Here is a 21,163-nt window from a genome sequence, read left to right on the forward strand (position 1 = left end):
TCAACAGGTAATTTTTATCTTAGGGAACACCGGAACACCGGAACACCGGAGCAGGGAATAGGGAACACACAAAAAACAATAAAATCCAGTCCCCTCCCCTTACAAGGGGAGGGTTAGGGTGGGGTGAAACAATAGTTGATACACTAATCATGACTTATCAAACATCCTCTAAGAGAATGTTTAATAAGTTCTCAACAGGTAATTTTTATCTTAGGGAACACCGGAACACCGGAACACCGGAGCAGGGAATAGGGAACACACAAAAAACAATAAAATCCAGTCCCCTCCCCTTACAAGGGGAAGGTTAGGGTGGGGTCAAGCAATAGTTGTTGATAGACTAATCATGACTTGACAAACATCCCCTTAAAGCCAAGAGTCTCCTAGGCGATAGCGCCAGCGCTGCTTGCTGCAAGAAGCAGATCGCCCGATTGTCTTGGATACTCCTAATCAACAGATTAGGAATATGTCACTCCACGTCAACCTCAAAGGTTTTCCCCTCGACTGTCACTTTGTCCCCTAATACTAATTTGCGTCCTCTACGGGTTTCTACCATACCATTGACTTTGACGCCACCATCAATAATCATTAGCTTGGCTTGTCCTCCGGTTGCGGCAATACCCGTAAACTTTAAAAACTGATCGAGTTTAATCATTTAGTTAACTTGGTTAAATATTTCAACCTATACCCAAGATGCCTAGGGATTAGCTATCCTTTCTTGTATATGGGTTTGAGGGTGCAAGATGAGAAGATATTGGCAAGTACTAGGGTTATTTTGGACTACCGCGATCGCCGTTGAAATGGAGTATCGCCTGAATTTTCTCATAGCTACCCTCAGTAGTTTGGGTAATCTTGCAGGTAGTCTATTCGGACTCTTCTTATTTTACCGTACTGGTTACACCTTTACCGGTTGGTCATGGTCAGCGGCTTTACTAGTTTTGGGAATTTTTACCCTACTACAAGGGTTTGCAGCTACCTTTTTAGCCCCAAACCTGAATCGCATTGTCCGCCATGTCCAGGAAGGTACATTAGATTTTGTCCTCCTCAAACCTATCAGCAGTCAGTTTTGGCTTTCCACTCACACCTTGTCACCCTGGGGACTACCAGATTTAGTTTTTGGTAGTATTGTCATTGGCTATGCAGGTACGAACCTGGGGTTAGGCATCAATAATTACCTCATGAGTGCAATACCTTTGTTATTTGGCTTTGTAATTCTTTATAGCCTGTGGTTTATCCTCGGTGCTACTAGCATTTGGTTTGTAAAAATCTACAATTCTACAGAAGTTTTGCGGGGTTTGTTAGAAGCCGGTAGATATCCTATGGTAGCCTATCCCACAGCTTACCGCTTTTTCTTTACATTTATAGTACCAGTGGCATTTTTAACTACAATACCAGCCCAAACCATGCTGGGTAGGGGTGAAATTAACTGGTCTATAGGTGCTGGAGTGTTAGCCATTGTACTATTTTACCTCTCCAGTGCCTTTTGGCGGTTTGCTTTGCGCTTTTATACCAGTGCTTCCAGTTAGAGCCAATGATAGGGCTTCTTGCTGCCATGCTAAAATCCGTTAAAATCAAAGCTTATGGATTATGGATAGGGAGATACAAGGGTGCCTACACTAGGCGTTAACATTGACCACATCGCCACCATCCGTCAAGCGCGACGGACAGTGGAACCAGACCCCGTAGCAGCGGCGGTACTAGCAGAATTAGCGGGTGCAGATGGAATTACTGTACATTTACGGGAAGATCGGCGCCATATCCAAGACCGAGATGTGTTACTATTACGCCAGACAGTGCGATCGCACCTCAACTTAGAAATGGCCGCCACCGACGAAATGGTGAGAATTGCCCTTGATATTAAACCCGACTACGTGACTTTAGTACCAGAAAAGCGGGAAGAAGTCACCACAGAAGGCGGACTAGATATTGCCGGGCAAACTGCTAGAATAGGAGAAATAGTTGATAAATTGCAAAGCGCCGGTATTCCAGTGAGTCTATTTATTGACGCACAAGATGCACAAATTGCAGCATCTGTCAAGGTAAAAGCCCAATTTATTGAACTGCACACCGGCCAGTACGCTGAGGCTAAAGACGAAAAAAATCGCCAGCAAGAACTAGCCCTATTAGCTTACGGATGTGAACAAGCAATAAAAGCCGGCTTACGCGTTAATGCTGGCCATGGACTTACCTACTGGAACGTTTACCCCGTAGCTGCATTACCAGGAATGGAAGAACTCAACATTGGTCACACCATTATCAGTCGAGCAGCATTAGTAGGAATGGAAAGAGCAGTCCGCGAAATGAAACAAGCCATACAGGGACTGTAAATATATCTACTGACAGGAATGGCTCGCATCTAGTATAAATTCAAATCAGAGGGGTTGGAACTGCGAAATCCACAAATTTGGAGTTACATCTTTAAGCAAAAACTTCTATGACCTCAACAGAGTCTAACAGTCTCCCCCTTTGGGTACTGCACAGAGATCAAGTACTAGAACAAAGTACAAATATCGAATGGCGGTATGGTAAGTTTCCCGACTATACCCGTTCCAACGAGAATCTGGCTAAAGAAAGTACCCATCATCATCCCCAAGGTTCACTAGAGGCTATAGTGCAAAACCTGGTGAGAACTTTTGATGTAGAAGCTAACTTCAAAACCAACCCCCAGCAGTGGATATCAGTTGTCAATGATCAGTTCCGCATGAGTACCAATGGAGGACCTAGCTACACTGTATCAGATGTGGTAGAGTCAGGGACTTACAAGCTCTTGATTGGTAATACTCAACATTACAAAGCTGCTGAGGAAAACTTTGAAACATCCACAAACCTCTTCCATACAGCATTTCCCGAAGGATTTCTCTGGGAAGTGTTAGAGGTGTTTTCAGCACCCCCCACTGTGGCTTTTAAGTGGCGACATTGGGGACACTTTAAAGGTGCATATAAGGACTACGCACCCACAGGAGAAACCATAGAAGTCATCGGTATGAGCATAGCCCGTCTGAGCGATGACTTGAAAATCCTCTCCTTAGAACACTATTATGACAACACCAAGTTCTTGGAGAAGCTGACAGCCAGCGGAAAACCAGAAACTGGCGATCGCGATCGGGTGGACTGTGCCACACCACAGCACAAACCAGCAAATTTTTGGAGTTTTCTGCAAAAATTGTGGTATGGGCAAGAAAAGGCCAAAACTGAGCCGAGAAAACCCAGTGCTTGTCCATTTAGTGCCTTAATCAGGTAATTCCGGTTTAATTATTTTTTAGGGTGACAGTGGTGCATCTTCCTCAAATTATTCAATAGCAAAGGTTGAAAAATGCAAACATATTATTACGTTTTGGCAAGTCAGCAATTTCTCATACACGAAGAACCAACCGCAGAAGTGCTCAAGGAGCGGACTCGATACTACCATGAACAAGAAAAAGAAATTGATTTTTGGTTAGTCAAGCAGCCAGCTTTCCTGGAAGCACCCGAAATGGCACAGATAAAAGCCAAGTGTCCCCAACCCGCCGCCGCCATTATTTCTACCAACCCCCAATTTATTACCTGGTTAAAACTGCGATTTGAGTATGTGATTACAGGAGAATTTCAGGCTCCTTCTGAGACTATCTCGGATGCTTTAGCATCTTTGAGCTATGTCTCTTAATATACTGTTATATTCTTGACTTTCCTCCGGATAACTTTAGTCCTGATATTTTTGGGGACTAAAAGAAAAGAAAATTTAGGGTAGGTACAATACCTACCCTGAAGGTAGGGGTTAGCCGATAGCTAGTTATTTACTAATAATAGATTACATATGCCCATAAATGCTCAGATAGTGGTATGGCTTATGTACCACTACGAGAAGCAGTTAAACAACTGGGATTGCACCCAAACACTTTAAGGAAGTACGCAGACAATGGCAAGATTGAAAGCATCAAAAACGAAGCAGGACAAAGACTTTTTCACATTGAATCCTACCGCCGTGGTGCAACTAGAACTTCCTTTGTCTGCTACTGCCGAGTTAGTTCAACCAAGCAACGAGACGACCTTGGTAGACTCGCCTATATGCAATCACTCTACCCAGATGCCGAAATCATCAAAGATATCGGCAGTGGAATCAACTTTAAAAGAAAAGGACTGCAAACCTTACTGGACAGACTTATGCGCCCAGATAAGCTCACCCTTGTTGTTACCTGTCGTGACAGACTCGCAAGGTTTGGATTCGAGCTTATTGAGTACATGGTCGAGCAAAACGGTGGAAGAATCCTGGTTCTCGACAACACTGTACATTCCCCAGAGTCAGAACTTACCTCGGATCTTCTCTCCATCCTCCACCTCTTCTCTTGTCGGATGCACGGACTCAGGAAGTACAGTAAAAAAATCAAGGAAGATCCGGATCTTCCTTACAGCCGAGCAAAAGCAGATCGTTAAACAGTGGTTTGGTGTGTCCAGGTTTGTTTACAACACCACCGTCAAACTGCTGCAAGACTCAAGCATCAAAGATAACTGGAAAGCGATTAAGACTGACATATTGAACGGACTCCCAGAATGGAGTAAATCAGTCCCTTATCAGATTAAATCAATAGCCATCAAAGATGCTTGTAAGTCTGTCAGCAACGCCAAGAAAAAGTTTAAAAACGGTGGTGGTATTAGCAAGATTAGATTTAGGTCAAGAAAAGACACTGTACAATCTTGCTACATTCCTAAATCTGCCGTGAAAGACTTGGGGATTTACCACACTGTATTAGGTAAGGTAACCTTCAAAGAAGCCTTACCACAAAGCTTTGGCGACTGTCGTTTAGTATTTGCCTACCGTGATTACTATTTGACAGTTCCAGAGGACGCGCCACAACAGAAGTCTGATAACCAAGGACGTGTTGTAGCACTTGACCCCGGTATCAGAACATTTATCACCTTCTTTTCTGAATCTAGTTTTGGCGAAATTGGCACATCTGCTAATTTGCAAATACAGAAGCTGTGTTTTCGTTTGGATAAGTTAATTTCTAAATTCACTAAAGCCAAGTGCAAACAAAGAAGAAGGATGAAGCTCGCCGCCAGTAGACTGCGGGGTAAAATCAAAAACCTTGTAGACGAATTGCACAAGAAAACTGCTCGATTTTTGGTTGATAACTTTGACATTATTTTACTACCGACCTTTGAAACATCCCAAATGGCTCAGAAGGCGAAACGACGAATTAGGTCAAAGTCAGTGCGTCAAATGTTAACACTCTCTCACTACCGATTTAAGCAGTTTCTCAAGCATAAAGCTTTTGAGACTAATAAAGTGGTGATGGATGTGAACGAAGCGTACACATCAAAAACAGTCAGTTGGACTGGTGAAATCATCCCCAACCTTGGTGGTGCTAAATTCGTTAAGTCTCCATCTGACGGGCTGGTAATGAACCGGGACATAAATGGTGCGCGGGGGATTTTCCTTCGTGCATTGGTTGATACGCCCTCTCTTAAAGAGTGTATTTGTTAGTGAATGTTAGCAAAAAAGTATCGGTTCTACTTTCTTGGCTTCAACCCCTTTTTACCCCTCAAAAATTCTATTTATGCCTCTCCAATTTATACAGAAATTTGATACTTTATTTACTGCATTAACACTGGCTACAGCCAGCTTGATAGGTAGCATGACTTCTGTGGCCGCCCAAGAAAATCTTCCCGTTTGCGAACTTCCCCGCCCTGGGGAATATTTGTTATTGGTAGTCAGTCCTACAGCAGATAGTTATAAACAGCTGCGTAATGCCTTGCCAAATCAAATCCCAGCTACAACTTGCCGATATCTCACCAATACAGTCACACGCATAGGGGGATTTCAGAAAATTGATGATGCCAATCGTTGGGCAAGATATGTCAAGAACATTGCGGGCTTATCTACTATCATCAGTACAAGAGCAGCAGCAGGTGATGTTGTCTCAGATCCAGTTCAACCACCACCAACTCCACCTCGTACAGTCAGCTTTAATCCCCAATTACTAGGAGATGGTTATGCTGTATTGGTAGATTATTTCAACCGCCCAGAACTGGCAACTAGTATACAACAGCTAGTAGGGGGTAACATAGGTTTTGCTTCCTACGGACAACGCCCTTACTTATTGGCAGCTCATACTGGCAACCTACAACAAGCATACAGAAAACTGCAAAAGCTTAACGAAAGCGGTTTTTTTGCCATCTTAGTAGATGGCAATAAGGTAATGTTACTACGCTCATCTGTGCCTTTATAAACTAGTAAGCGGACCGAGCTAACCAATAGATGGTTAGCCCCAAAGCCGAGCCAGCTATCACCTGCACCGGCGTATGTCCCAGTAACTCCTTCAGACGGTCTTGACTAAAGTCTGGTTTTTCGTGGAATAATTCATCAATCATTTGATTGAGAATACGAGCTTGTTTGCCAGCAGCTTGGCGGACTCCGGCAGCATCATACATAACTATGATGGCGAAAACCGTAGCCACAGCAAACTCAGCCGATGCCCAACCAAGACTTTCTCCCACACCAGCAGCCAGAGCAGTGACTAAAGCTGAATGGGCGCTAGGCATACCTCCAGTTGTAACTAAAACACGTACATTCAGTTTCCGATGTTTGACCAGATCAACTATAAGCTTCAATGCTTGAGCAATGAAACAAGCTACCAGAGCAACCAGCAGCACCCGGTTATCTAAAATATGGCCTATGTCCTGCATGGTCTTTCGGTTCGGTTAGTAAATTTAGCGGCAATTATTTTCTGAGGAAACATTTTCATGCAACCCAAAATCCTAAATCTCAACTTCACTTAGTGATTACGACTGGTAATAAAGTAAGCCAGCGCCTGCAGTGGTTGGGCCAATTTCCCAAAGGTTTCCAATTCCTGACAGGCTGCTTCCACTAGCTGTTGAGCTTTCAACCGTGATTCTTCCAGTCCCCACAGGCTAGGATAGGTAACTTTTTTAGCAATTAGGTCTTTACCTGCGGTCTTACCTAATTGCTCCTGGGTAGCCGTGATATCTAAAATATCATCTATGATCTGGAATGCTAGACCAATGTTTTGAGAATAGCTAGAGAGTCTTTGTATATCTTCAGAAGACCCCCCCGCGACAATTCCTCCACAAACCACACTCGCTTCTAAAAGGGCGGCTGTTTTGTGGTTATGAATAAAGTTCAAGGTTTCTAGAGAAATATCTGACTTACCCTCACAATCTAAATCCACTACTTGACCGCCTACCAAGCCAGCCGCCCCCAAGGCTTTGCCCAGACGTGCAATTACTTGTAAAACCCGCTCTCTAGAAACCGTTTCCGGGGTTTGAGTGGCTATAAATTCAAAGGCGTAAGCTAACAAGCCATCACCAGCTAAAATCGCAATATCTTCACCATAAACCTTGTGATTTGTCAACCTCCCACGACGGTAATCATCATTATCCATTGCCGGTAGGTCATCGTGAATTAAAGACATTGTATGTACCATTTCCATAGCACAAGCTGTAGGCATAGCCATGGAGATTGTACCGCCAATCATTTCACAAGCAGCAAGGCACAGAATGGGGCGCAAACGCTTACCTCCAGCTAATAGCGAGTAGCGCATGGATTCATAAATTTTCTCTGGATACATCATAGGAATGGCCTGATCCAAAGCAGTTTCACAAAGCTTTTGTCGCTCTTGGAGATAGGCTTCCAGGTTAAAGGTGGCTTTCTCTTTCATTGTCTGGAGGTTGTCAGCTGCTACCATTCTTCAATTCCTTCAATTTTAGGGCTGGTTGGTTGTTTGTCTTATCCGTGACAATTTTAAACTGTTAACTGTTAAGTGTTAACAATTTACCTTGTTTAAATAACTGCTGACTGTATTTTGTAACAACATCGCAACAGTCATGGGACCAACACCACCAGGAACTGGAGTAATATATTCCGCTACACTAGCAGTTGATTCCCAGTCAACATCTCCCACTAACCGACTTTTGCCACTGGTATCTGTAACACGGTTCATACCAACATCTACCACAATAGAATCTTGTTTGACCATCTCCCCAGTAATTAATCCTGGGCGGCCTACAGCGGCAATAATCAGATCAGCATTCTTGGTGATTTTACCAAGTTCGAGCGATCGCGAGTGAGCAATAGTGACAGTAGCATCAGCTTCTAGCAGCATCAAGGCCATTGGTTTACCTACTAAAATACTGCGTCCCACAACCACTACTTGTTTTCCCTGTAAACAAATTTTATATTCCTGCAATAGTCGCATCACACCAGCCGGGGTGCAACTGCGTAAACCAGCCTCTCCCCGTACTAGTCGCCCCAAGTTAACTGGATGCAGACCATCAGCATCTTTGTCTGGGTCTATTTTATTCAGCAGGGCTACAGCATCCAAGTGGCTAGGGAGAGGTAACTGCACAAGAATACCATCTACACGTTCATCTTGATTGAGTCTAGCAATTACCTCCTCCAGTTCTCCTTGGGTTGTTTGTGTGGGGAAATGCTTACCAAAAGAAGCAATACCAACTTTGCTACAAGCTTTTTCTTTATTGCGTACATAGGCAGCTGATGCTGGGTTATCCCCCACCATTAACACAGCTAACCCAGGTGGCCGCCCAATTTTTCCTTGTGTTTCTTGAGTAATAGCTAAAATTTCTTGATGAATTTTTTCAGCTAAGGCTTTACCGTCGAGAATTTTTGCCATTGTTGTGTTCATTGTCAAGGCTGTGAGGCGTTTTTACTTTTCGTAACATAACTACCCTAGGCATTGCGCCTGAGTTTCATAGGGTTTTTTCCATCTAAAAGAATATACTCATATTATTTATCTTCTCAGATTAACTTTCTCCTCTGAACAGGGAAGGATGGAAGAATCATCCCCCTCTACCAAAAAACGCGCACAGTGCCCCTGGTTTCTAACTATGGGGGTGTAGTGCGCTAGAGACTTGGGTCGCATTCCTAAAAATCGTCTGGAAAAATATTACCTTCAAGGTATATTGTTATTAGGAGGTGATGCAAGTGTTTAATCTGACCTACGAATTTAAGCTTAAACCAACTCAAAAACAAATAGCAATATTTGAAGAGTGGTTAGAAACCCATCGACGGTTTTACAATCATGCTTTGGCAGAGCGTAAAAACTGGTATCAGTCTCGTAGTTGCCAGGTAAATGCTTGCAGCCTTCATAGTTGTTACATTATCCCTGCTGATACACCTCGTCCCACATTTGCAAGTCAATGTAAGTCTCTAACTGTTGCACGTAAGCAAAATGAGTATTTAAAACCTGTTAATGCTCAATCTTTGCAGCAAACATTAAGACGACTAGAAAAAGCTTTTGTTAGTATGTGGGAACAAAATCATGGCTTTCCCAGATTTAAGAAACAGGGGCGAATGCGTTCTTTTTCCTTTTCTCAATTAGGTGTAAACCCATTAACCAATAGGTATGTAAAATTACCTGTAATTGGGTTGGTCAAAGTCCGTCAATCCCCTTCAATTCCAGATGGAGGGGTTATTAAACAGGCGGGTGTAGTTAAGCGTGCCTCTGGGTGGTACGTCATGTTAACAGTACAGTGGGATGTAGCCATACCCCAACCTCTGCCACATGGGGAACCAGTAGGAATAGATGTCGGTCTAACAAATTTTATAGCAACTTCTGATGGTCTTTTAATCAAACGTCCGAGATTTTTTGGAGATGCTGAACGCAAGCTGAAATTGCTGCAACAGAGTGTTGCCAAAAAACGGTTAGGCTCGAACAATTGGCACAAAGCACAAAAAAAAGTTGCGAAATTACATGAGTACGTTACTAATTGTCGTCAAGATTGGCACAGAAAGTTGTCTCATCAAATCTGTGACAACGCCGGGATGGTGTTTGTGGAAGATTTAAATTTAGTTGGCTTATCCCGTTCAATCCTAGGTAAACATTGCCTGGATGCTGGATTTGGTCAGTTTTTTAAAATCCTTCAACAAACCTGTTTTTAAAGCGCGATGTCTATTTTCAAAAGGTAGACTCACGTAAAACCAGCCAAATCTGCCCTAACTGTGGAGTTGAGACTGGTAAGAAAGAACTGTCGGAGCGTACTCATGTTTGTTCAAATTGCGGGTATACAACAGATAGAGATGTTGTAGCCGCTCAGGTAGTCGCTATACGCGGACTTGCAGCCGTGGGGCACACGGTCAAGATGCTTGCAGTTAGCGGAGCGGCGCGTTAGCGCGGGTAAATTCATTGGAATCCCCGTGAAGCAAGAATCCCCCGGCTTCTAGCCGTGGGGAGTGTCAACTAGCAATTTACCCACGGGAACTGACTCTATGCAACTAAGAAAAAACTTTAATACTTGCAGTATTGCTTTGTTATTTCTAGCAGGACTTTGTAGTTGTAGTTCCTTGAGCACATCCAGATTAAAGACTGATAATGGGAGCATTGGTAAAAATATTACCCTCATTGAACAAATTAAACCTGCAACAGATATGCCGAATATACTTTATATCCGAGGTAAGGTAGAAAGGCAAGTTCCCTTAGTCAACCAATGGGCATATCAAATTCATGACTCCACTGGCAAAATTTGGGTAATTACCCATCAACCCCATTTCCAAGCAGGACAGGAAGTCCTAATTAGGGGTAAAGTTAACTACAAGAGCATTCCCTTGGCTGACCAAGAGTTTGGGGAAGTTTATCTAGAGGAAAGTTAAGATTATTTCCAGAGATTACCAGAACTTGGCGGGAGAGTGAAAGCCCCTGAGAAGCAGCAACGCAGTTGCGTACTTCGTGCTTTAGACAGGGGATGAAACGCGACTTGGCAGGCTTCAGTCTGCTGTGTCCCCTTCGAGTTTTAGGCTATCAATCCAATCTTCAATCAAAGCAGTGATAGTTTTATCTTTTTGAGCAGCATATAAATAAAGTTTATTTCTTCTCCGCTCAGATAGACGTATTGTTAATGTTTTTCCCTTCATAATTGACATACATTGTTAGTATTTAATGTTAGTATATATCAAGGAGGTGAAAACAATGTATGGATGTCAGCAAAACTTAGTTAACCCAGATAATGAACTTAGAGCAGTCCTTGAGTTTATTTGCTCAGAGTCCCATAAACTGACAAATTGTGGTATCTACTACGCTCGTCAGTTATATTTCAAAACTAGTAAGTTGATTGGTAAGTACGATTTAGAGAAAGAATATAAGACCAATAAACATTATCAAGTTTTGCACTCTCAAGCAGCACAACAAATTTTGAGGTCTGTAGCAGAATCATTTAAGTCTTTTAAGGAATTAGATAAGAAGTACAGCAAAGGTAAATTGCATTTTAAGCCCAAGCTGCCGAAATATCGTAAAGGTGCAGGGTATGCACTCGTGACTTATCCCAAGCAAGCATTGAAACTTGTTGGTGATCATATAAAAATACCGCTGGGTAGTACTGTTAAACGTTGGTTTAAACTTGATAGTTTCTTGCTGCCGATGCCTTCAAACCTAAAGTTTGCAGATATTAAAGAATTAAGAATACTACCAAGAAACCGATGCTTTTATGCCGAATTTGTCTATGAGCAAAAGTCATCACCAAAAATTAATTTTAATCCCCAGTATGCTCTAGCTATTGACCCCGGCATCAACAACTGGTTAAGCTGTGTTTCTAATACTGGAACTAGTTTTATTGTTGATGGACGCAAAATTAAATCTCTTAACCAATGGTATAACAAGCGTATTGCGACCTTAAAGGAAGGTAAACCACAAGGATACTGGGATGAACAACTAGCCCATATCACAGAAAAGCGTAACCGACAAGTGAGAGATGCTGTAAATAAAGCAGCTAGATTAGTTGTTGACTACTGCATTAAATACAAAATTGGTACAGTTGTTTTTGGGTGGAATCAAGGACAGAGACAAGAAGCAAAGTTGGGTAAAACAACTCAATCTTTTGTACAAATACCAACAGCTAAATTAAAGGAACGAGTTAAACAACTGTGCGAATACTACAGCATCAAATTTGTTGAAACTGAAGAGTCCTACACCAGTAAAGCTAGTTTTTTAGATGGTGACTTTCTACCTATTTTCGGCGCAAAACCTGAAGGGTGGATACCAAGTGGAAAACGAGTAAATCGCGGAATATATTGCACTGGTGCAGGTGAATTAATCAACGCTGATTTGAATGGTGCTGCGAATATTCTTCGCAAAGTAGAGACACAACTAGATTTAAATCTGGTCAAGGTCTGTAGGCGAGTTTTGACCCTCGCTACCAGATATCGCATCTGGGAAACCAAAACTAAAAAGCGGAGGGAAGCGGCTTTAGCCCTTCTGGTAGCAACAGTTTAGAATCCCCGTCCATTTATGGCGGGGAGAGGTCAACCAGAAAAATCCATGAGTGAGCAACCAGTTCATGTAGCGATCGCAATTCTTTACCAACAAGATAAATTCCTCATGCAACTGCGAGATAATATCCCTGGTATTCTCTACCCTGGTTACTGGGGGCTCTTCGGTGGTCATCTCGAAGATGGTGAAACCCCAGATGCAGCACTCCAGCGAGAAGTGATGGAAGAAATCGGCTATACCATGCCACAATTTTTTCAATTCCGCTGTTATGCAGATGATACTGTAGTTCGTCATGTCTTTCATGCACCACTCTTAGTCGAATTAAATCAACTAGTTTTAAACGAAGGCTGGGACATGGGATTATTAACACCTGAAGATATTTACCAAGGGCGGTGTTATTCCCCAATAGCAGATCAAATCAGACCTATAGGGGATATACATAGGCAGACCATACTAGATTTTATCGAAAAAATGGGTTGAAAACTCCGTTGTTCTACGACGGCTTTTCTTGATTCTGGGAAAAAAACTTGCCTAGAAAACAACAAAAAGCTAAAATGCTACAGTCGGAATGGGGCATCGGCACGACTTTAAATGGACAGGAAGTGACTATAAGACTGCTTCGGCAGCGAGTTACTGTGAACTGTCAAGAATCACCGATAGCGTAGCGTGGCGTAAGCCATACTTCAAGATCGGTGAGTATGTCAATACACCAAATCACAGCACAGAAGCTGATCAGGCTTTTAGCCGTGGGAGTCTCAACACATAGTCAAGTGTTGAAATTCCGGTAAAAAACCGTACTTAAGCCGAAACTACTTTTTGATCTTCATCCTCTAGACTAAAATAGTTATAGAGGCAAAAATATAAGCTGCTGAGTCTCAATGCTCAGTTGAATAAAATCAAAATGGGATTCTTTGACTCTGACATAGTTCAGCAAGAAGCAAAACAGCTGTTTGAGGATTATCAAGCACTGATCAAACTTGGCAGCAACTACGGCAAGTTTGATCGTGAGGGCAAAAAGCTATTCATCCAGCAAATGGAAGCTATGATGGATCGCTATCGCATCTTTATGAAGCGATTCGAGCTGTCAGAGGATTTTATGGCGCAGATGACCGTCGAGCAACTCAAGACTCAATTAGGTCAATTTGGCGTCACTCCCCAACAGATGTTTGAGCAAATGCATCTGACCCTAGAGCGTATGAAAACCGAACTAGAAAAACAGCAATAGTGAATTTAAATTTTTTAGCAGGGATTTTGCATAGCCAGTTAATGCAAAATCCCTGCTGATTATTGTGCCTTAGGACGCTCAAACTTAGAAGGTGGCTTAAAGTCCTCCGAAGGTACACCCTTAAGAGCTTGTTCCATAAAATCTTTCCAGATCGGAGCCACCATCCCGCCACCGGTTGCACCTCTAGATAAGGGTCTGTTATCGTCTCTACCCACCCAGACAGCAGTTGTTAACTGTGGTACAGTACCCACATACCAGATATCTCTTTCTGATGAAGTTGTTCCTGTCTTACCAGCACTAGGACGGCCTATGTCCGCAGCTCTACCAGTGCCGTTAGTCACCACTGAACGCATGACATCAATGGTGGCGGCGGATGCCCATGGATCGAGAACTAACTGTGGTTTTGGTGTATTATCTAACAAGATATTCCCACTACTATCGGTGACACGGGCCATAATCGTCGGTGGTGACTTCCAGCCATAATTAGCAAAGGTAGCGTAAGCACTCGCTACTTCCAGAGGGGTCATACCTATAGCTCCCAGGGGCAAAGAAGTCACAGGTGCCATGGGGCTCTTGATGCCCAAGGTACGGGATACTTCTACTACTTTATTCATGCCTATAGACATACCCACCCGGATCACGGGAATATTACGAGACTGGGCTAGGGCTGAACGTATTGTCATTGATCCTTGAAAGCCACCATCATAGTTTCTCGGTGCGTACCAGCCGCTACCATCTCGATAACGAACTGGTGTATCTAGCACCATGGTATCTGGTGTATACTTACCAGTAGCAAAAGCAGCATAAAATACTAGTGGTTTAAAAGCAGAACCTGGTTGACGCTGGGCTTGGGTGGCGCGGTTAAATTCACTAGTCCGGGAATTGACACCCCCTACTAGTGCCTTAACAAACTGGGTGCGGGGGTCGATAGCTACCAGGGCAATTTGATTACCACGTAACCCTTGACTGTTCAATTTTTGATGCCAATTGCTGACAGTTCGTTCCGCCATCATTTGGAAATCAGTATCTACAGTGGTTTGTACACGCATTCCACCTTTTATCAGTGTCTCACGCCCAAATTTTTGCACTAATTCCTGAGACACAGTATTGGTAACATAAGGTAAGGCGCTACCTTGAAATGACCTGATTCTGCCAAATTTAAGTTCTTGGTTGAGAGCCTGATCATATTCCTCCTGGCTAATCCAGTTCAGGCTCAACATCCGCCCCAAAACTTCTCTTTGTTTGCGCTTGGCCAGTTCCATATTCGCAAAGGGGCTGAATTCTTCTGGGGCTTGAATTAACCCCGCCATCATCGCCGACTCTGCCAAGTTTAAAATTTCTGCTGACTTGTTAAAGTAAGTGCGTGCCGCCGTTTGGACACCATAGTTATTATGACCCCAATAAACTTGATTGAGGTACATTTCCAGAATTTCTTCTTTGCTGAGAATTTGCTCGATCCTAATTGCCAATACCGCTTCAGCTAACTTCCGGGTAAAAGCACGCCTGTGAGATAAAAACAAATTTTTTACCAGCTGCATGGTAATGGTAGAGCCTCCCTCCCGCACACTACCTGCTAGCAAGTTGGCAACCACAGCACGCCCCACACCACTGGGATTGATACCGTGGTGATCGTAAAAATGACTATCTTCGCTCGCTAGCACCGCCCGTTTCAGGTGTGGGGAAATCCTATCTAGGGGCATTACTTCCCGGTTAGCTTCGCCATGAAGACTAGCTAATAGCTTACCATTAATGTCATAGATATAACTTGTTTCCGAGGGAAAAAAGTTACGCATCTGTCTTACATCTGGCAAGTTACGGAAACTAATCGCCAGACCAACCAGCCCTCCGGCTACAATGGAGCTTGCCAGCATGGTAATTGACAGTAGAGTACAGCCAGTTATTTGCCCTACTCCTTTGAAAAACTCAACCCCCGATGCAGCCTGAGGTTGTGGCTGCTTATTTGTCAAAGTCCTAGAAGACGACACGGCTTTGTTACTTCCTCACTTGTAAATATAACTGTAATTTATTCAATGAAGCTAGACGGTTAATTTTTTGCCATTATATTAATTCGGTAGATTGAAGTGCGGACAAATTGCCCATGAATATCACCAACTTGTCTTCTTATAGAGTACACAACATAGTTAATAGTGAATCTGTGAATATGAAAGAAAATTTTGCTTGGCTACATCGTGGCGTAGTCGAAGTTTTTCCCCAACCAACTGATGCTGATAGTGAAAGTGAAAGTTTAGAGAAACGCTTGTTAACTACTAACCGACCTTTAAGGATCAAACTGGGAATTGACCCCACAGGGGCTGATATTCATCTGGGTCATAGCATACCAGTACGGAAACTGCGAGCTTTTCAAGATGCTGGTCATACTGCTGTTTTGATTATTGGTGATTTTACGGCTCGGATTGGCGATCCTACAGGTAAATCTGAGGTGCGACGTCAGCTTACACAAGCAGATGTCGCACGCAATGCTCAAACTTATCTTGACCAGGTGCGTCCTATCTTAGATTTTGACACCCCTGGTAGATTGGAGGTGCGTTATAACTCGGAATGGCTATCCCAGCTTAATTTAGGGAAGATTCTCGAGTTACTCTCTACTATGACTGTGGGACAGATGTTGGCTAAAGAGGGATTCGCAGAACGCTATAAAAAAGAGAATCCAATTTTCCTGCATGAGTTCCTATATCCATTGATGCAAGGTTATGATTCAGTGGCCGTGGAGGCAGATGTCGAGTTAGGGGGAACTGATCAAAAGTTTAATATTGCTGTGGGGCGAGATTTGCAACGCCATTTTGGACAAAAACCCCAATTTGGGTTACTGCTGCCGATTCTCATCGGTACAGATGGTGTGCAAAAAATGTCTAAATCCCTCAATAATTATGTCGGCTTGTCAGAACACCCAGCCCAAAAATATCAGAAGTTACAAGGTATTCCTGATAATTTGCTATCTCAGTATTTTGAACTGTTGACTGATTTGCCTTTGGATACACTACCAGCAAATCCCCGCGATCGCCAAATGCTTTTAGCATGGGAAGTTGTCCGACAATACGACGGTGAAACCGCTGCTAGTCAGGCCAAGGATGCAGCCAAAAGCGGCGGTAAGGAAGGTGCAGTTCCTGAGTTCTCCCTGGCGGGAGTCTCAGAGTTTCCTGTAAAGTTAGCTTACCTTCTGAATCTGACTGGTTTATGCAAAAGTACAGGGGAAGGTAAACGCAAAATTCAAGAAGGTGGTGTACGTTTAGATGGCGATCGCATCACTGATGTTGATACCATTTTTCAGGGGGAGAATGAATTACACGGGCGGGTTCTACAAGTTGGCAAAAATAAGTTTGTCCGTTTAGTGCTTTAATGGCAGTTGGGAACAGATGTAGACCCATTCGCTGCTTCCTGTAGGGTACACAGATGAACACACATAAAAAGATTATTGTGCCTTTGGATGTGCCAGATTTACAAAGTGCGATCGCTCTTGTAGACCGGTTACCCCAGGTAGATTTCTGGAAGGTGGGTTTAGAATTATTTACTAGTTCTGGCCCGGCAATTCTGGAAGTTTTAAAGTCTCGCCAAAAGCGGATTTTTTTAGATTTAAAGTTTCACGACATCCCCAATACTGTGGCGGGGGCCTGTCGTGCTGCTGCTGGTTATGGGGTGGATTTACTCACAATTCACGCTACTGCTGGTCAAGATGCTTTAAGGGCTGCTCGGTCAGCTGTACAGGAAGGGGCTTTACAGGCGGGTGTGAAACCACCTCAATTAATCGCTATCACCCTACTTACAAGTATTTCTTCTCGGCAGCTGGCAATTGATTTGAAAGTTCCCCTAGAATTACCAGAGTATGCTTTAGCAATGGCACTCATGGCCCAGGAGTCTGGATTAAGTGGTGCTGTTTGTTCACCCCAAGAGGTAGCACAATTACGGCAGATTTGTGGCCATGACTTTTTGCTGGTTTGTCCAGGTATCCGCCCCAGTTGGGCACAAAAGGCAGATCAAAAGCGATCGCTGACCCCCGCTCAAGCTATACTCGCTGGCGCCGACTACCTAGTAATTGGCCGTCCTATTACTGGGTCTGATGATCCTCAGTTAGCCTGGAATCAGATTGTTGAGGAATTAACCACATTGGCATGAAAGCAAAAGTCAGGAGAAGCAATTATCGCTGGTGGTTTATAGTTGTCTGGGGAGTCTTGACAGCAAATACCATGAATAATTCCGTATTTGCCCATATACCCATGTCACTAAACCAGAAAGAAACTGTTTGTTCCCAGACAAGTTTAGAAAAATTAACTACCCATCTATTGCGTGATTTACCTAGCTATGCTAATCGTGCATCTCAGCGCGCCCGTCGTCGTAGTAGAAGCAGTGACATTTATAGCTATATGCTGGTCGCGGGAAAACCTGAATTTGCACCTCTACCCCTCAACATAGATGAGTCGCAAAATACAACAATCGTTGAACAGGTTTTTTTTACTACTTTACATCGGCAGTATATCGGTGGCAAAGCTATAAAATCACAGCAGTTTCACTGGCTATTATTAACAAACTCTCTCACTGGTTGGCGTTTGGTCATGATGTTTACCCAAGAAGGTAATTATCCCCAACAGCAGGTAGTATCTCCCCCCAGGGATAGTAGTAACGGTCTGGTTGCACAAGCTGTCAAAACTTGGTTGCGAGACTGTCGGGCGCAGTAGTCAAAATTTTTCAGGTAAACAGTCCTAGTTGGCAGTAATTTCATCTAACTTAGCGCGGACTGCTTGCATATCTTGCCACATTAACCATTTAGGCTTACCTACTTCCTTAGAAGGATTACGCAGCAAATAAGAAGGGTGAAAAATCGGCATACACAAACGCCCCTCCCACTCCATCCACTGACCGCGAATTTTCGTCATTCCTTGTTTATCGCCAATGATACCTTTAACCGCAGTTGCACCGGTAAGTAAAATTATTTTCGGGTCAACAAGGCGAATTTGTTCTAACAAGTAGGGTTTGCAAGCCGCAATTTCATCAGGGGTAGGGACTCGGTTTTGTGGTGGACGACACTTATTAATATTGGCAATATATACATCCTGTTCAGTACTCAGATTCACAGATGCTAATATTTTCTCTAGTAACTGTCCCGATCTGCCTACAAATGGTAAACCAGTCTCATCTTCACTTTGACCAGGGGCTTCACCTATGACCATAATTGGTGCTTGGAGATGACCACGGCCCACAACAGCATGAGTCCGACTGTCTCCCAAGGGACAACGGTGACAGTGATCACAATCCTGCGCCAACTCACTCATATTCCTGTATGTTCCCGGTATGATCGGGATTTTTGCGTCTGTGGGAATTAAATCTCGTGGGTTTGAGTTGGGGTGGTCAAAAAGGTTGAGTTGGATGTCGCTGCTCATGAAAACCAAAATTTTAGGTTAGCAACAGATGACCCTATTGCTGGCTGAGTCATGATATTACCATTTTCCAGTGGCATTGATAAAACCGAACTCCAGCATCAAGTACTGACATCAAAATATTAAAAATATTAATATATTGATCAACTTGCGGCTGTTTGTTGCAAAGATTATGAAGCAAAGGGTAAACCTTGCCCTGGTGAATTGTTCAAGGGGAATAGATGACGATTAAGCAGTTAATTTTATTTTTTGTCCTCACACCGATAGCCGTTCTGTTGTCGGTCTCGTCTTTATTCGGCAGTTTACAAGAACCCCAGTTTCAGACAACTTTGGAACTCTACCAAACTAATATTGCACTCCAAGCCCAAACTTGGCAGCCAGAAGATATTAATGACGATAATTTCTCAGCAATTAAAGCGGCCATAGTGGGGGATAAACCTCTAGAAAGTGCTACCAAGCAATATCAGCAGGTGCGTGAGTCGGTTCAAACAAATTGGGATAAGGTTCAAAACCAACTTGCTCAACCTCAGCCTATTCCCCTACCCCCTAAACCTTTAGGAGGGGAACCCCCCCAAACTCCGGCTTCGCCTCAAGACAAGCAAGAAAAATTACAGCGATCATTCCAACAACTGCAAAAATTACGGGCTGAGTTAGACCTACGTCTGGGAATTTTACAAGCAAAGCAAGGACAGACAGATACAGCCATCCAGACTTGGGAAGAACTACAGCAAAGCGGGGAAGTTAATCCAGTCAGGGAAATTGCTGCTGTGTTAACTGGGCTATGGAGTACTCCCCCCCTAGTCTTACCCAATGCTCAACAGCTGATTAATCAAAATTTAGATGGTTGGTTTCGCTCTACTGCTTTAATTCAACTGTATCAACTGCAACAACGACAGGCAGCTTTATCGGAAATTAGAGCAGAAGCACAGGAAGCTGCTACCCAGGCTGTGGGCAAACTAGCCCTGATTGGCACAATTCCCACGGTGACAGCATTAATTGGTCTCATATTACTAGTTTTCTTGATTGGTCAGCGTTTGCTGAAGGGGAAAGCTGCTTTATTGGCTCGTAATGCTGATTTATCTTGGTCAACGCCCTGGGGTGGAGAAACCATTTTACAAGTTTTTGTGGTGGGCTTTTTCTTTATGGGTCAAATATTTGTACCTCTGTTGCTATCCCTATTACCCATAGATCGCCCTATTAACAATGTCCGCTTTCAGGCTTGGTCGGTGTTAGTTAGCTATATGATGGTGGCATCAGGTGCGCTGTTGGTGCTGTATTTGTCGATTAAGCGTTTTTTGCCGCTTCCTGACCACTGGTTTCGCTTCCGGTTGCAGGATAGATGGTTTTTATGGGGATTTGGGGGTTATTGCGCGGCTGTACCGATAGTGGTACTGGTGTCTCTGATTAATCAACAATTATGGCAGGGTCAGGGCGGTAGTAATCCCCTCTTGCAACTAGCTTTAGAAAGTCAAGATACTATGGCTTTGGGGCTGTTTTTCTTGACAGCAGCGATCGCCGCCCCAATTTTTGAAGAACTGCTGTTTCGCGGCTTTTTATTGCCTTCTCTGACTCGTTATGTACCTGTGTGGGGAGCAATTATTTTCAGTAGTTTGTTGTTTGCGATCGCCCACCTGAGTTTATCAGAAATCCTACCTTTAACAGCTTTGGGTGTGGTTTTAGGGATAGTATACACGCGATCGCGTAATCTTTTGGCGCCCATGCTTCTCCATAGTCTCTGGAATAGTGGCACCCTACTGAGTCTGTTTATCCTGGGTAGTAGTAATTAATAAAACTTCCCAACACGGTTGATAATTTATCAACAATTTGCTTTTATTTGCATATATATTATATGAATTGCACTAGAAATTGCCCACGCAGTTACTACTCTTGTGCGCTCATTATCTAAGTGTAGCGAATTTGTTTCCTCACTCACGAGTAAGTAGCATCTACAAAGAATATAATCACGATGCATCTAAAAGATTATTGGGTAGGATAAAGTATAAATTATTAATTGCGAGGGATAACCTAGGGGATATCAATCTTCAGCAAATCTCATCGGCACTGCCAAAAACTGTTTATTCACAGTGCCTAAAATTTAGCAAATCAGACAATGTTGCTACAAATATTGAGAAGTTGCTTGTTAAGTCGTCACCTTGGGTACATAACCTTCAGAACTTATCCCACAAAACACAACTAACTGCACTTTATCCCCATTTTCTTGTAGGTAATGGGGAGATGCTAACACAGGGGTCTATCCAGTCAAAATTCACCAATTGTTAATATTAATTACAATAATTTTTAAATCTCCTGGTAGCCATAAATATTCCGTAATAGAT

Annotated in this window: 24 protein-coding genes; 17 read left to right on the forward strand and 7 right to left on the reverse strand. The window is 43.2% G+C overall.

What is annotated here, in order from left to right; all coding sequences use genetic code 11:
* Positions 1 to 466 precede the first annotated feature (466 nt).
* The gene (locus IM676_RS12810) at positions 467 to 652 is read right to left on the reverse strand and encodes an RNA-binding S4 domain-containing protein (RefSeq protein WP_200987257.1); all 186 of its coding nucleotides are present in this window, start codon (positions 650 to 652) and stop codon (positions 467 to 469) included.
* 88 nt (positions 653 to 740) lie between these two features.
* Between IM676_RS12810 and IM676_RS12815 the strand changes: the two genes are divergently transcribed.
* From IM676_RS12815 to IM676_RS12845, 7 genes are all read left to right on the forward strand, one after another.
* Complete coding sequence (locus tag IM676_RS12815) at positions 741 to 1,523, forward strand: ABC transporter permease (protein WP_200987258.1); 783 nt, start codon at positions 741 to 743, stop codon at positions 1,521 to 1,523.
* Between the two features lie 81 nt (positions 1,524 to 1,604).
* On the forward strand, positions 1,605 to 2,324 hold the full coding sequence (locus IM676_RS12820) for a pyridoxine 5'-phosphate synthase (protein WP_200987259.1): 720 nt from the start codon (positions 1,605 to 1,607) through the stop codon (positions 2,322 to 2,324).
* Between the two features lie 107 nt (positions 2,325 to 2,431).
* Positions 2,432 to 3,238 carry an ester cyclase gene (locus IM676_RS12825; RefSeq protein WP_200987260.1) on the forward strand — a complete coding sequence of 269 codons (807 nt, stop codon included), beginning with the start codon at positions 2,432 to 2,434 and terminating at the stop codon, positions 3,236 to 3,238.
* A 72-nt stretch (positions 3,239 to 3,310) separates the two neighbouring features.
* Positions 3,311 to 3,640, forward strand: coding sequence for an MgPME-cyclase complex family protein (locus IM676_RS12830; RefSeq protein ID WP_200987261.1), 330 nt, complete (start codon positions 3,311 to 3,313; stop codon positions 3,638 to 3,640).
* Between the two features lie 176 nt (positions 3,641 to 3,816).
* A complete protein-coding gene (locus tag IM676_RS12835; protein WP_200987262.1) occupies positions 3,817 to 4,407 on the forward strand; it encodes an IS607 family transposase in 591 nt (196 codons plus the stop codon).
* Positions 4,400 to 5,458 carry an RNA-guided endonuclease InsQ/TnpB family protein gene (locus IM676_RS12840; protein WP_404799845.1) on the forward strand — a complete coding sequence of 353 codons (1,059 nt, stop codon included), beginning with the start codon at positions 4,400 to 4,402 and terminating at the stop codon, positions 5,456 to 5,458. The genes IM676_RS12835 and IM676_RS12840 overlap by 8 nt, the downstream gene beginning before the upstream one ends.
* Positions 5,459 to 5,531: 73 nt before the next feature.
* The gene (locus IM676_RS12845) at positions 5,532 to 6,203 is read left to right on the forward strand and encodes a hypothetical protein (protein WP_200987263.1); all 672 of its coding nucleotides are present in this window, start codon (positions 5,532 to 5,534) and stop codon (positions 6,201 to 6,203) included.
* A 1-nt stretch (position 6,204) separates the two neighbouring features.
* On the opposite strand, the gene IM676_RS12850 is transcribed toward IM676_RS12845, so the two are convergent.
* From IM676_RS12850 to folD, 3 genes are all read right to left on the reverse strand, one after another.
* Complete coding sequence (locus IM676_RS12850; protein ID WP_200987264.1) at positions 6,205 to 6,660, reverse strand: divergent PAP2 family protein; 456 nt, start codon at positions 6,658 to 6,660, stop codon at positions 6,205 to 6,207.
* Positions 6,661 to 6,749: 89 nt separating this feature from the next.
* Positions 6,750 to 7,679, reverse strand: coding sequence for a geranylgeranyl diphosphate synthase CrtE (crtE, locus tag IM676_RS12855; RefSeq protein ID WP_200987265.1), 930 nt, complete (start codon positions 7,677 to 7,679; stop codon positions 6,750 to 6,752).
* 78 nt (positions 7,680 to 7,757) lie between these two features.
* Positions 7,758 to 8,636 (reverse strand): bifunctional methylenetetrahydrofolate dehydrogenase/methenyltetrahydrofolate cyclohydrolase FolD, encoded by an 879-nt coding sequence (folD, locus tag IM676_RS12860; RefSeq protein ID WP_200987266.1) that lies wholly within the window; start codon positions 8,634 to 8,636, stop codon positions 7,758 to 7,760.
* Positions 8,637 to 8,929: 293 nt separating this feature from the next.
* Between folD and IM676_RS12865 the strand changes: the two genes are divergently transcribed.
* The 3 genes from IM676_RS12865 to IM676_RS12870 all read left to right on the forward strand — a co-directional run bounded on the left by IM676_RS12865 (position 8,930) and on the right by IM676_RS12870 (position 10,600).
* On the forward strand, positions 8,930 to 9,892 hold the full coding sequence (locus IM676_RS12865; RefSeq protein WP_318780250.1) for an RNA-guided endonuclease InsQ/TnpB family protein: 963 nt from the start codon (positions 8,930 to 8,932) through the stop codon (positions 9,890 to 9,892).
* A gap of 47 nt (positions 9,893 to 9,939) precedes the next feature.
* A complete protein-coding gene (locus tag IM676_RS20150) occupies positions 9,940 to 10,122 on the forward strand; it encodes a zinc ribbon domain-containing protein (protein WP_318780271.1) in 183 nt (60 codons plus the stop codon).
* Between the two features lie 97 nt (positions 10,123 to 10,219).
* Positions 10,220 to 10,600 (forward strand): hypothetical protein, encoded by a 381-nt coding sequence (locus IM676_RS12870; protein ID WP_200987267.1) that lies wholly within the window; start codon positions 10,220 to 10,222, stop codon positions 10,598 to 10,600.
* Between the two features lie 114 nt (positions 10,601 to 10,714).
* On the opposite strand, the gene IM676_RS12875 is transcribed toward IM676_RS12870, so the two are convergent.
* Entirely contained in the window at positions 10,715 to 10,861 is a 147-nt protein-coding gene (locus IM676_RS12875; RefSeq protein WP_200987268.1) for a hypothetical protein, read from the reverse strand.
* 25 nt (positions 10,862 to 10,886) lie between these two features.
* Here IM676_RS12875 and IM676_RS12880 point away from each other — a divergent pair, with 25 nt between their 5' ends.
* The 3 genes from IM676_RS12880 (at position 10,887) to IM676_RS12890 (ending at position 13,437) form a co-directional block, all read left to right on the forward strand.
* On the forward strand, positions 10,887 to 12,215 hold the full coding sequence (locus IM676_RS12880) for an RNA-guided endonuclease InsQ/TnpB family protein (protein ID WP_225880358.1): 1,329 nt from the start codon (positions 10,887 to 10,889) through the stop codon (positions 12,213 to 12,215).
* A 45-nt stretch (positions 12,216 to 12,260) separates the two neighbouring features.
* Positions 12,261 to 12,692, forward strand: coding sequence for an NUDIX hydrolase (locus IM676_RS12885; RefSeq protein WP_200987270.1), 432 nt, complete (start codon positions 12,261 to 12,263; stop codon positions 12,690 to 12,692).
* 421 nt (positions 12,693 to 13,113) lie between these two features.
* The gene (locus IM676_RS12890) at positions 13,114 to 13,437 is read left to right on the forward strand and encodes a DUF1825 family protein (RefSeq protein ID WP_200987271.1); all 324 of its coding nucleotides are present in this window, start codon (positions 13,114 to 13,116) and stop codon (positions 13,435 to 13,437) included.
* Positions 13,438 to 13,496: 59 nt separating this feature from the next.
* On the opposite strand, the gene IM676_RS12895 is transcribed toward IM676_RS12890, so the two are convergent.
* On the reverse strand, positions 13,497 to 15,422 hold the full coding sequence (locus IM676_RS12895) for a transglycosylase domain-containing protein (protein ID WP_200987272.1): 1,926 nt from the start codon (positions 15,420 to 15,422) through the stop codon (positions 13,497 to 13,499).
* Positions 15,423 to 15,598: 176 nt separating this feature from the next.
* Between IM676_RS12895 and tyrS the strand changes: the two genes are divergently transcribed.
* Genes tyrS through IM676_RS12910 form a run of 3 tightly spaced genes read left to right on the forward strand, consistent with a single transcriptional unit; the run spans position 15,599 to position 18,128 of the window.
* Positions 15,599 to 16,795, forward strand: coding sequence for a tyrosine--tRNA ligase (tyrS, locus tag IM676_RS12900; RefSeq protein ID WP_225880359.1), 1,197 nt, complete (start codon positions 15,599 to 15,601; stop codon positions 16,793 to 16,795).
* 53 nt (positions 16,796 to 16,848) lie between these two features.
* Positions 16,849 to 17,568: an orotidine-5'-phosphate decarboxylase gene (gene pyrF, locus IM676_RS12905; RefSeq protein ID WP_200987274.1), complete on the forward strand. Its 720-nt coding sequence runs from the start codon at positions 16,849 to 16,851 to the stop codon at positions 17,566 to 17,568.
* Positions 17,565 to 18,128, forward strand: coding sequence for a hypothetical protein (locus IM676_RS12910; protein WP_404799796.1), 564 nt, complete (start codon positions 17,565 to 17,567; stop codon positions 18,126 to 18,128). The genes pyrF and IM676_RS12910 overlap by 4 nt, the downstream gene beginning before the upstream one ends.
* A 24-nt stretch (positions 18,129 to 18,152) precedes the next feature.
* On the opposite strand, the gene IM676_RS12915 is transcribed toward IM676_RS12910, so the two are convergent.
* Positions 18,153 to 18,830 carry a uracil-DNA glycosylase gene (locus IM676_RS12915; RefSeq protein ID WP_200987275.1) on the reverse strand — a complete coding sequence of 226 codons (678 nt, stop codon included), beginning with the start codon at positions 18,828 to 18,830 and terminating at the stop codon, positions 18,153 to 18,155.
* A gap of 218 nt (positions 18,831 to 19,048) precedes the next feature.
* Between IM676_RS12915 and IM676_RS12920 the strand changes: the two genes are divergently transcribed.
* Complete coding sequence (locus IM676_RS12920; protein WP_200987276.1) at positions 19,049 to 20,614, forward strand: type II CAAX endopeptidase family protein; 1,566 nt, start codon at positions 19,049 to 19,051, stop codon at positions 20,612 to 20,614.
* The last annotated feature ends 549 nt before the right edge of the window (positions 20,615 to 21,163 follow it).

Source organism: Anabaenopsis elenkinii CCIBt3563, assembly GCF_015245355.1.
Classification (GTDB): Bacteria; Cyanobacteriota; Cyanobacteriia; order Cyanobacteriales; family Nostocaceae; genus Anabaenopsis; species Anabaenopsis elenkinii.

Coding starts and splice junctions, on each gene's coding strand:
- IM676_RS12810 (WP_200987257.1), bottom strand. CDS start 652: ATGATTAAACTCGATCAGTTTTTAAAGTTTACGGGTATTGCCGCAACC.
- IM676_RS12815 (WP_200987258.1), top strand. CDS start 741: ATGAGAAGATATTGGCAAGTACTAGGGTTATTTTGGACTACCGCGATC.
- IM676_RS12825 (WP_200987260.1), top strand. CDS start 2,432: ATGACCTCAACAGAGTCTAACAGTCTCCCCCTTTGGGTACTGCACAGA.
- IM676_RS12830 (WP_200987261.1), top strand. CDS start 3,311: ATGCAAACATATTATTACGTTTTGGCAAGTCAGCAATTTCTCATACAC.
- IM676_RS12835 (WP_200987262.1), top strand. CDS start 3,817: ATGGCTTATGTACCACTACGAGAAGCAGTTAAACAACTGGGATTGCAC.
- IM676_RS12845 (WP_200987263.1), top strand. CDS start 5,532: ATGCCTCTCCAATTTATACAGAAATTTGATACTTTATTTACTGCATTA.
- IM676_RS12850 (WP_200987264.1), bottom strand. CDS start 6,660: ATGCAGGACATAGGCCATATTTTAGATAACCGGGTGCTGCTGGTTGCT.
- crtE (WP_200987265.1), bottom strand. CDS start 7,679: ATGGTAGCAGCTGACAACCTCCAGACAATGAAAGAGAAAGCCACCTTT.
- folD (WP_200987266.1), bottom strand. CDS start 8,636: ATGAACACAACAATGGCAAAAATTCTCGACGGTAAAGCCTTAGCTGAA.
- IM676_RS12865 (WP_318780250.1), top strand. CDS start 8,930: ATGCAAGTGTTTAATCTGACCTACGAATTTAAGCTTAAACCAACTCAA.
- IM676_RS12870 (WP_200987267.1), top strand. CDS start 10,220: ATGCAACTAAGAAAAAACTTTAATACTTGCAGTATTGCTTTGTTATTT.
- IM676_RS12875 (WP_200987268.1), bottom strand. CDS start 10,861: ATGAAGGGAAAAACATTAACAATACGTCTATCTGAGCGGAGAAGAAAT.
- IM676_RS12880 (WP_225880358.1), top strand. CDS start 10,887: ATGTTAGTATATATCAAGGAGGTGAAAACAATGTATGGATGTCAGCAA.
- IM676_RS12885 (WP_200987270.1), top strand. CDS start 12,261: ATGAGTGAGCAACCAGTTCATGTAGCGATCGCAATTCTTTACCAACAA.
- IM676_RS12890 (WP_200987271.1), top strand. CDS start 13,114: ATGGGATTCTTTGACTCTGACATAGTTCAGCAAGAAGCAAAACAGCTG.
- tyrS (WP_225880359.1), top strand. CDS start 15,599: ATGAAAGAAAATTTTGCTTGGCTACATCGTGGCGTAGTCGAAGTTTTT.
- pyrF (WP_200987274.1), top strand. CDS start 16,849: ATGAACACACATAAAAAGATTATTGTGCCTTTGGATGTGCCAGATTTA.
- IM676_RS12910 (WP_404799796.1), top strand. CDS start 17,565: ATGAAAGCAAAAGTCAGGAGAAGCAATTATCGCTGGTGGTTTATAGTT.
- IM676_RS12915 (WP_200987275.1), bottom strand. CDS start 18,830: ATGAGCAGCGACATCCAACTCAACCTTTTTGACCACCCCAACTCAAAC.
- IM676_RS12920 (WP_200987276.1), top strand. CDS start 19,049: ATGACGATTAAGCAGTTAATTTTATTTTTTGTCCTCACACCGATAGCC.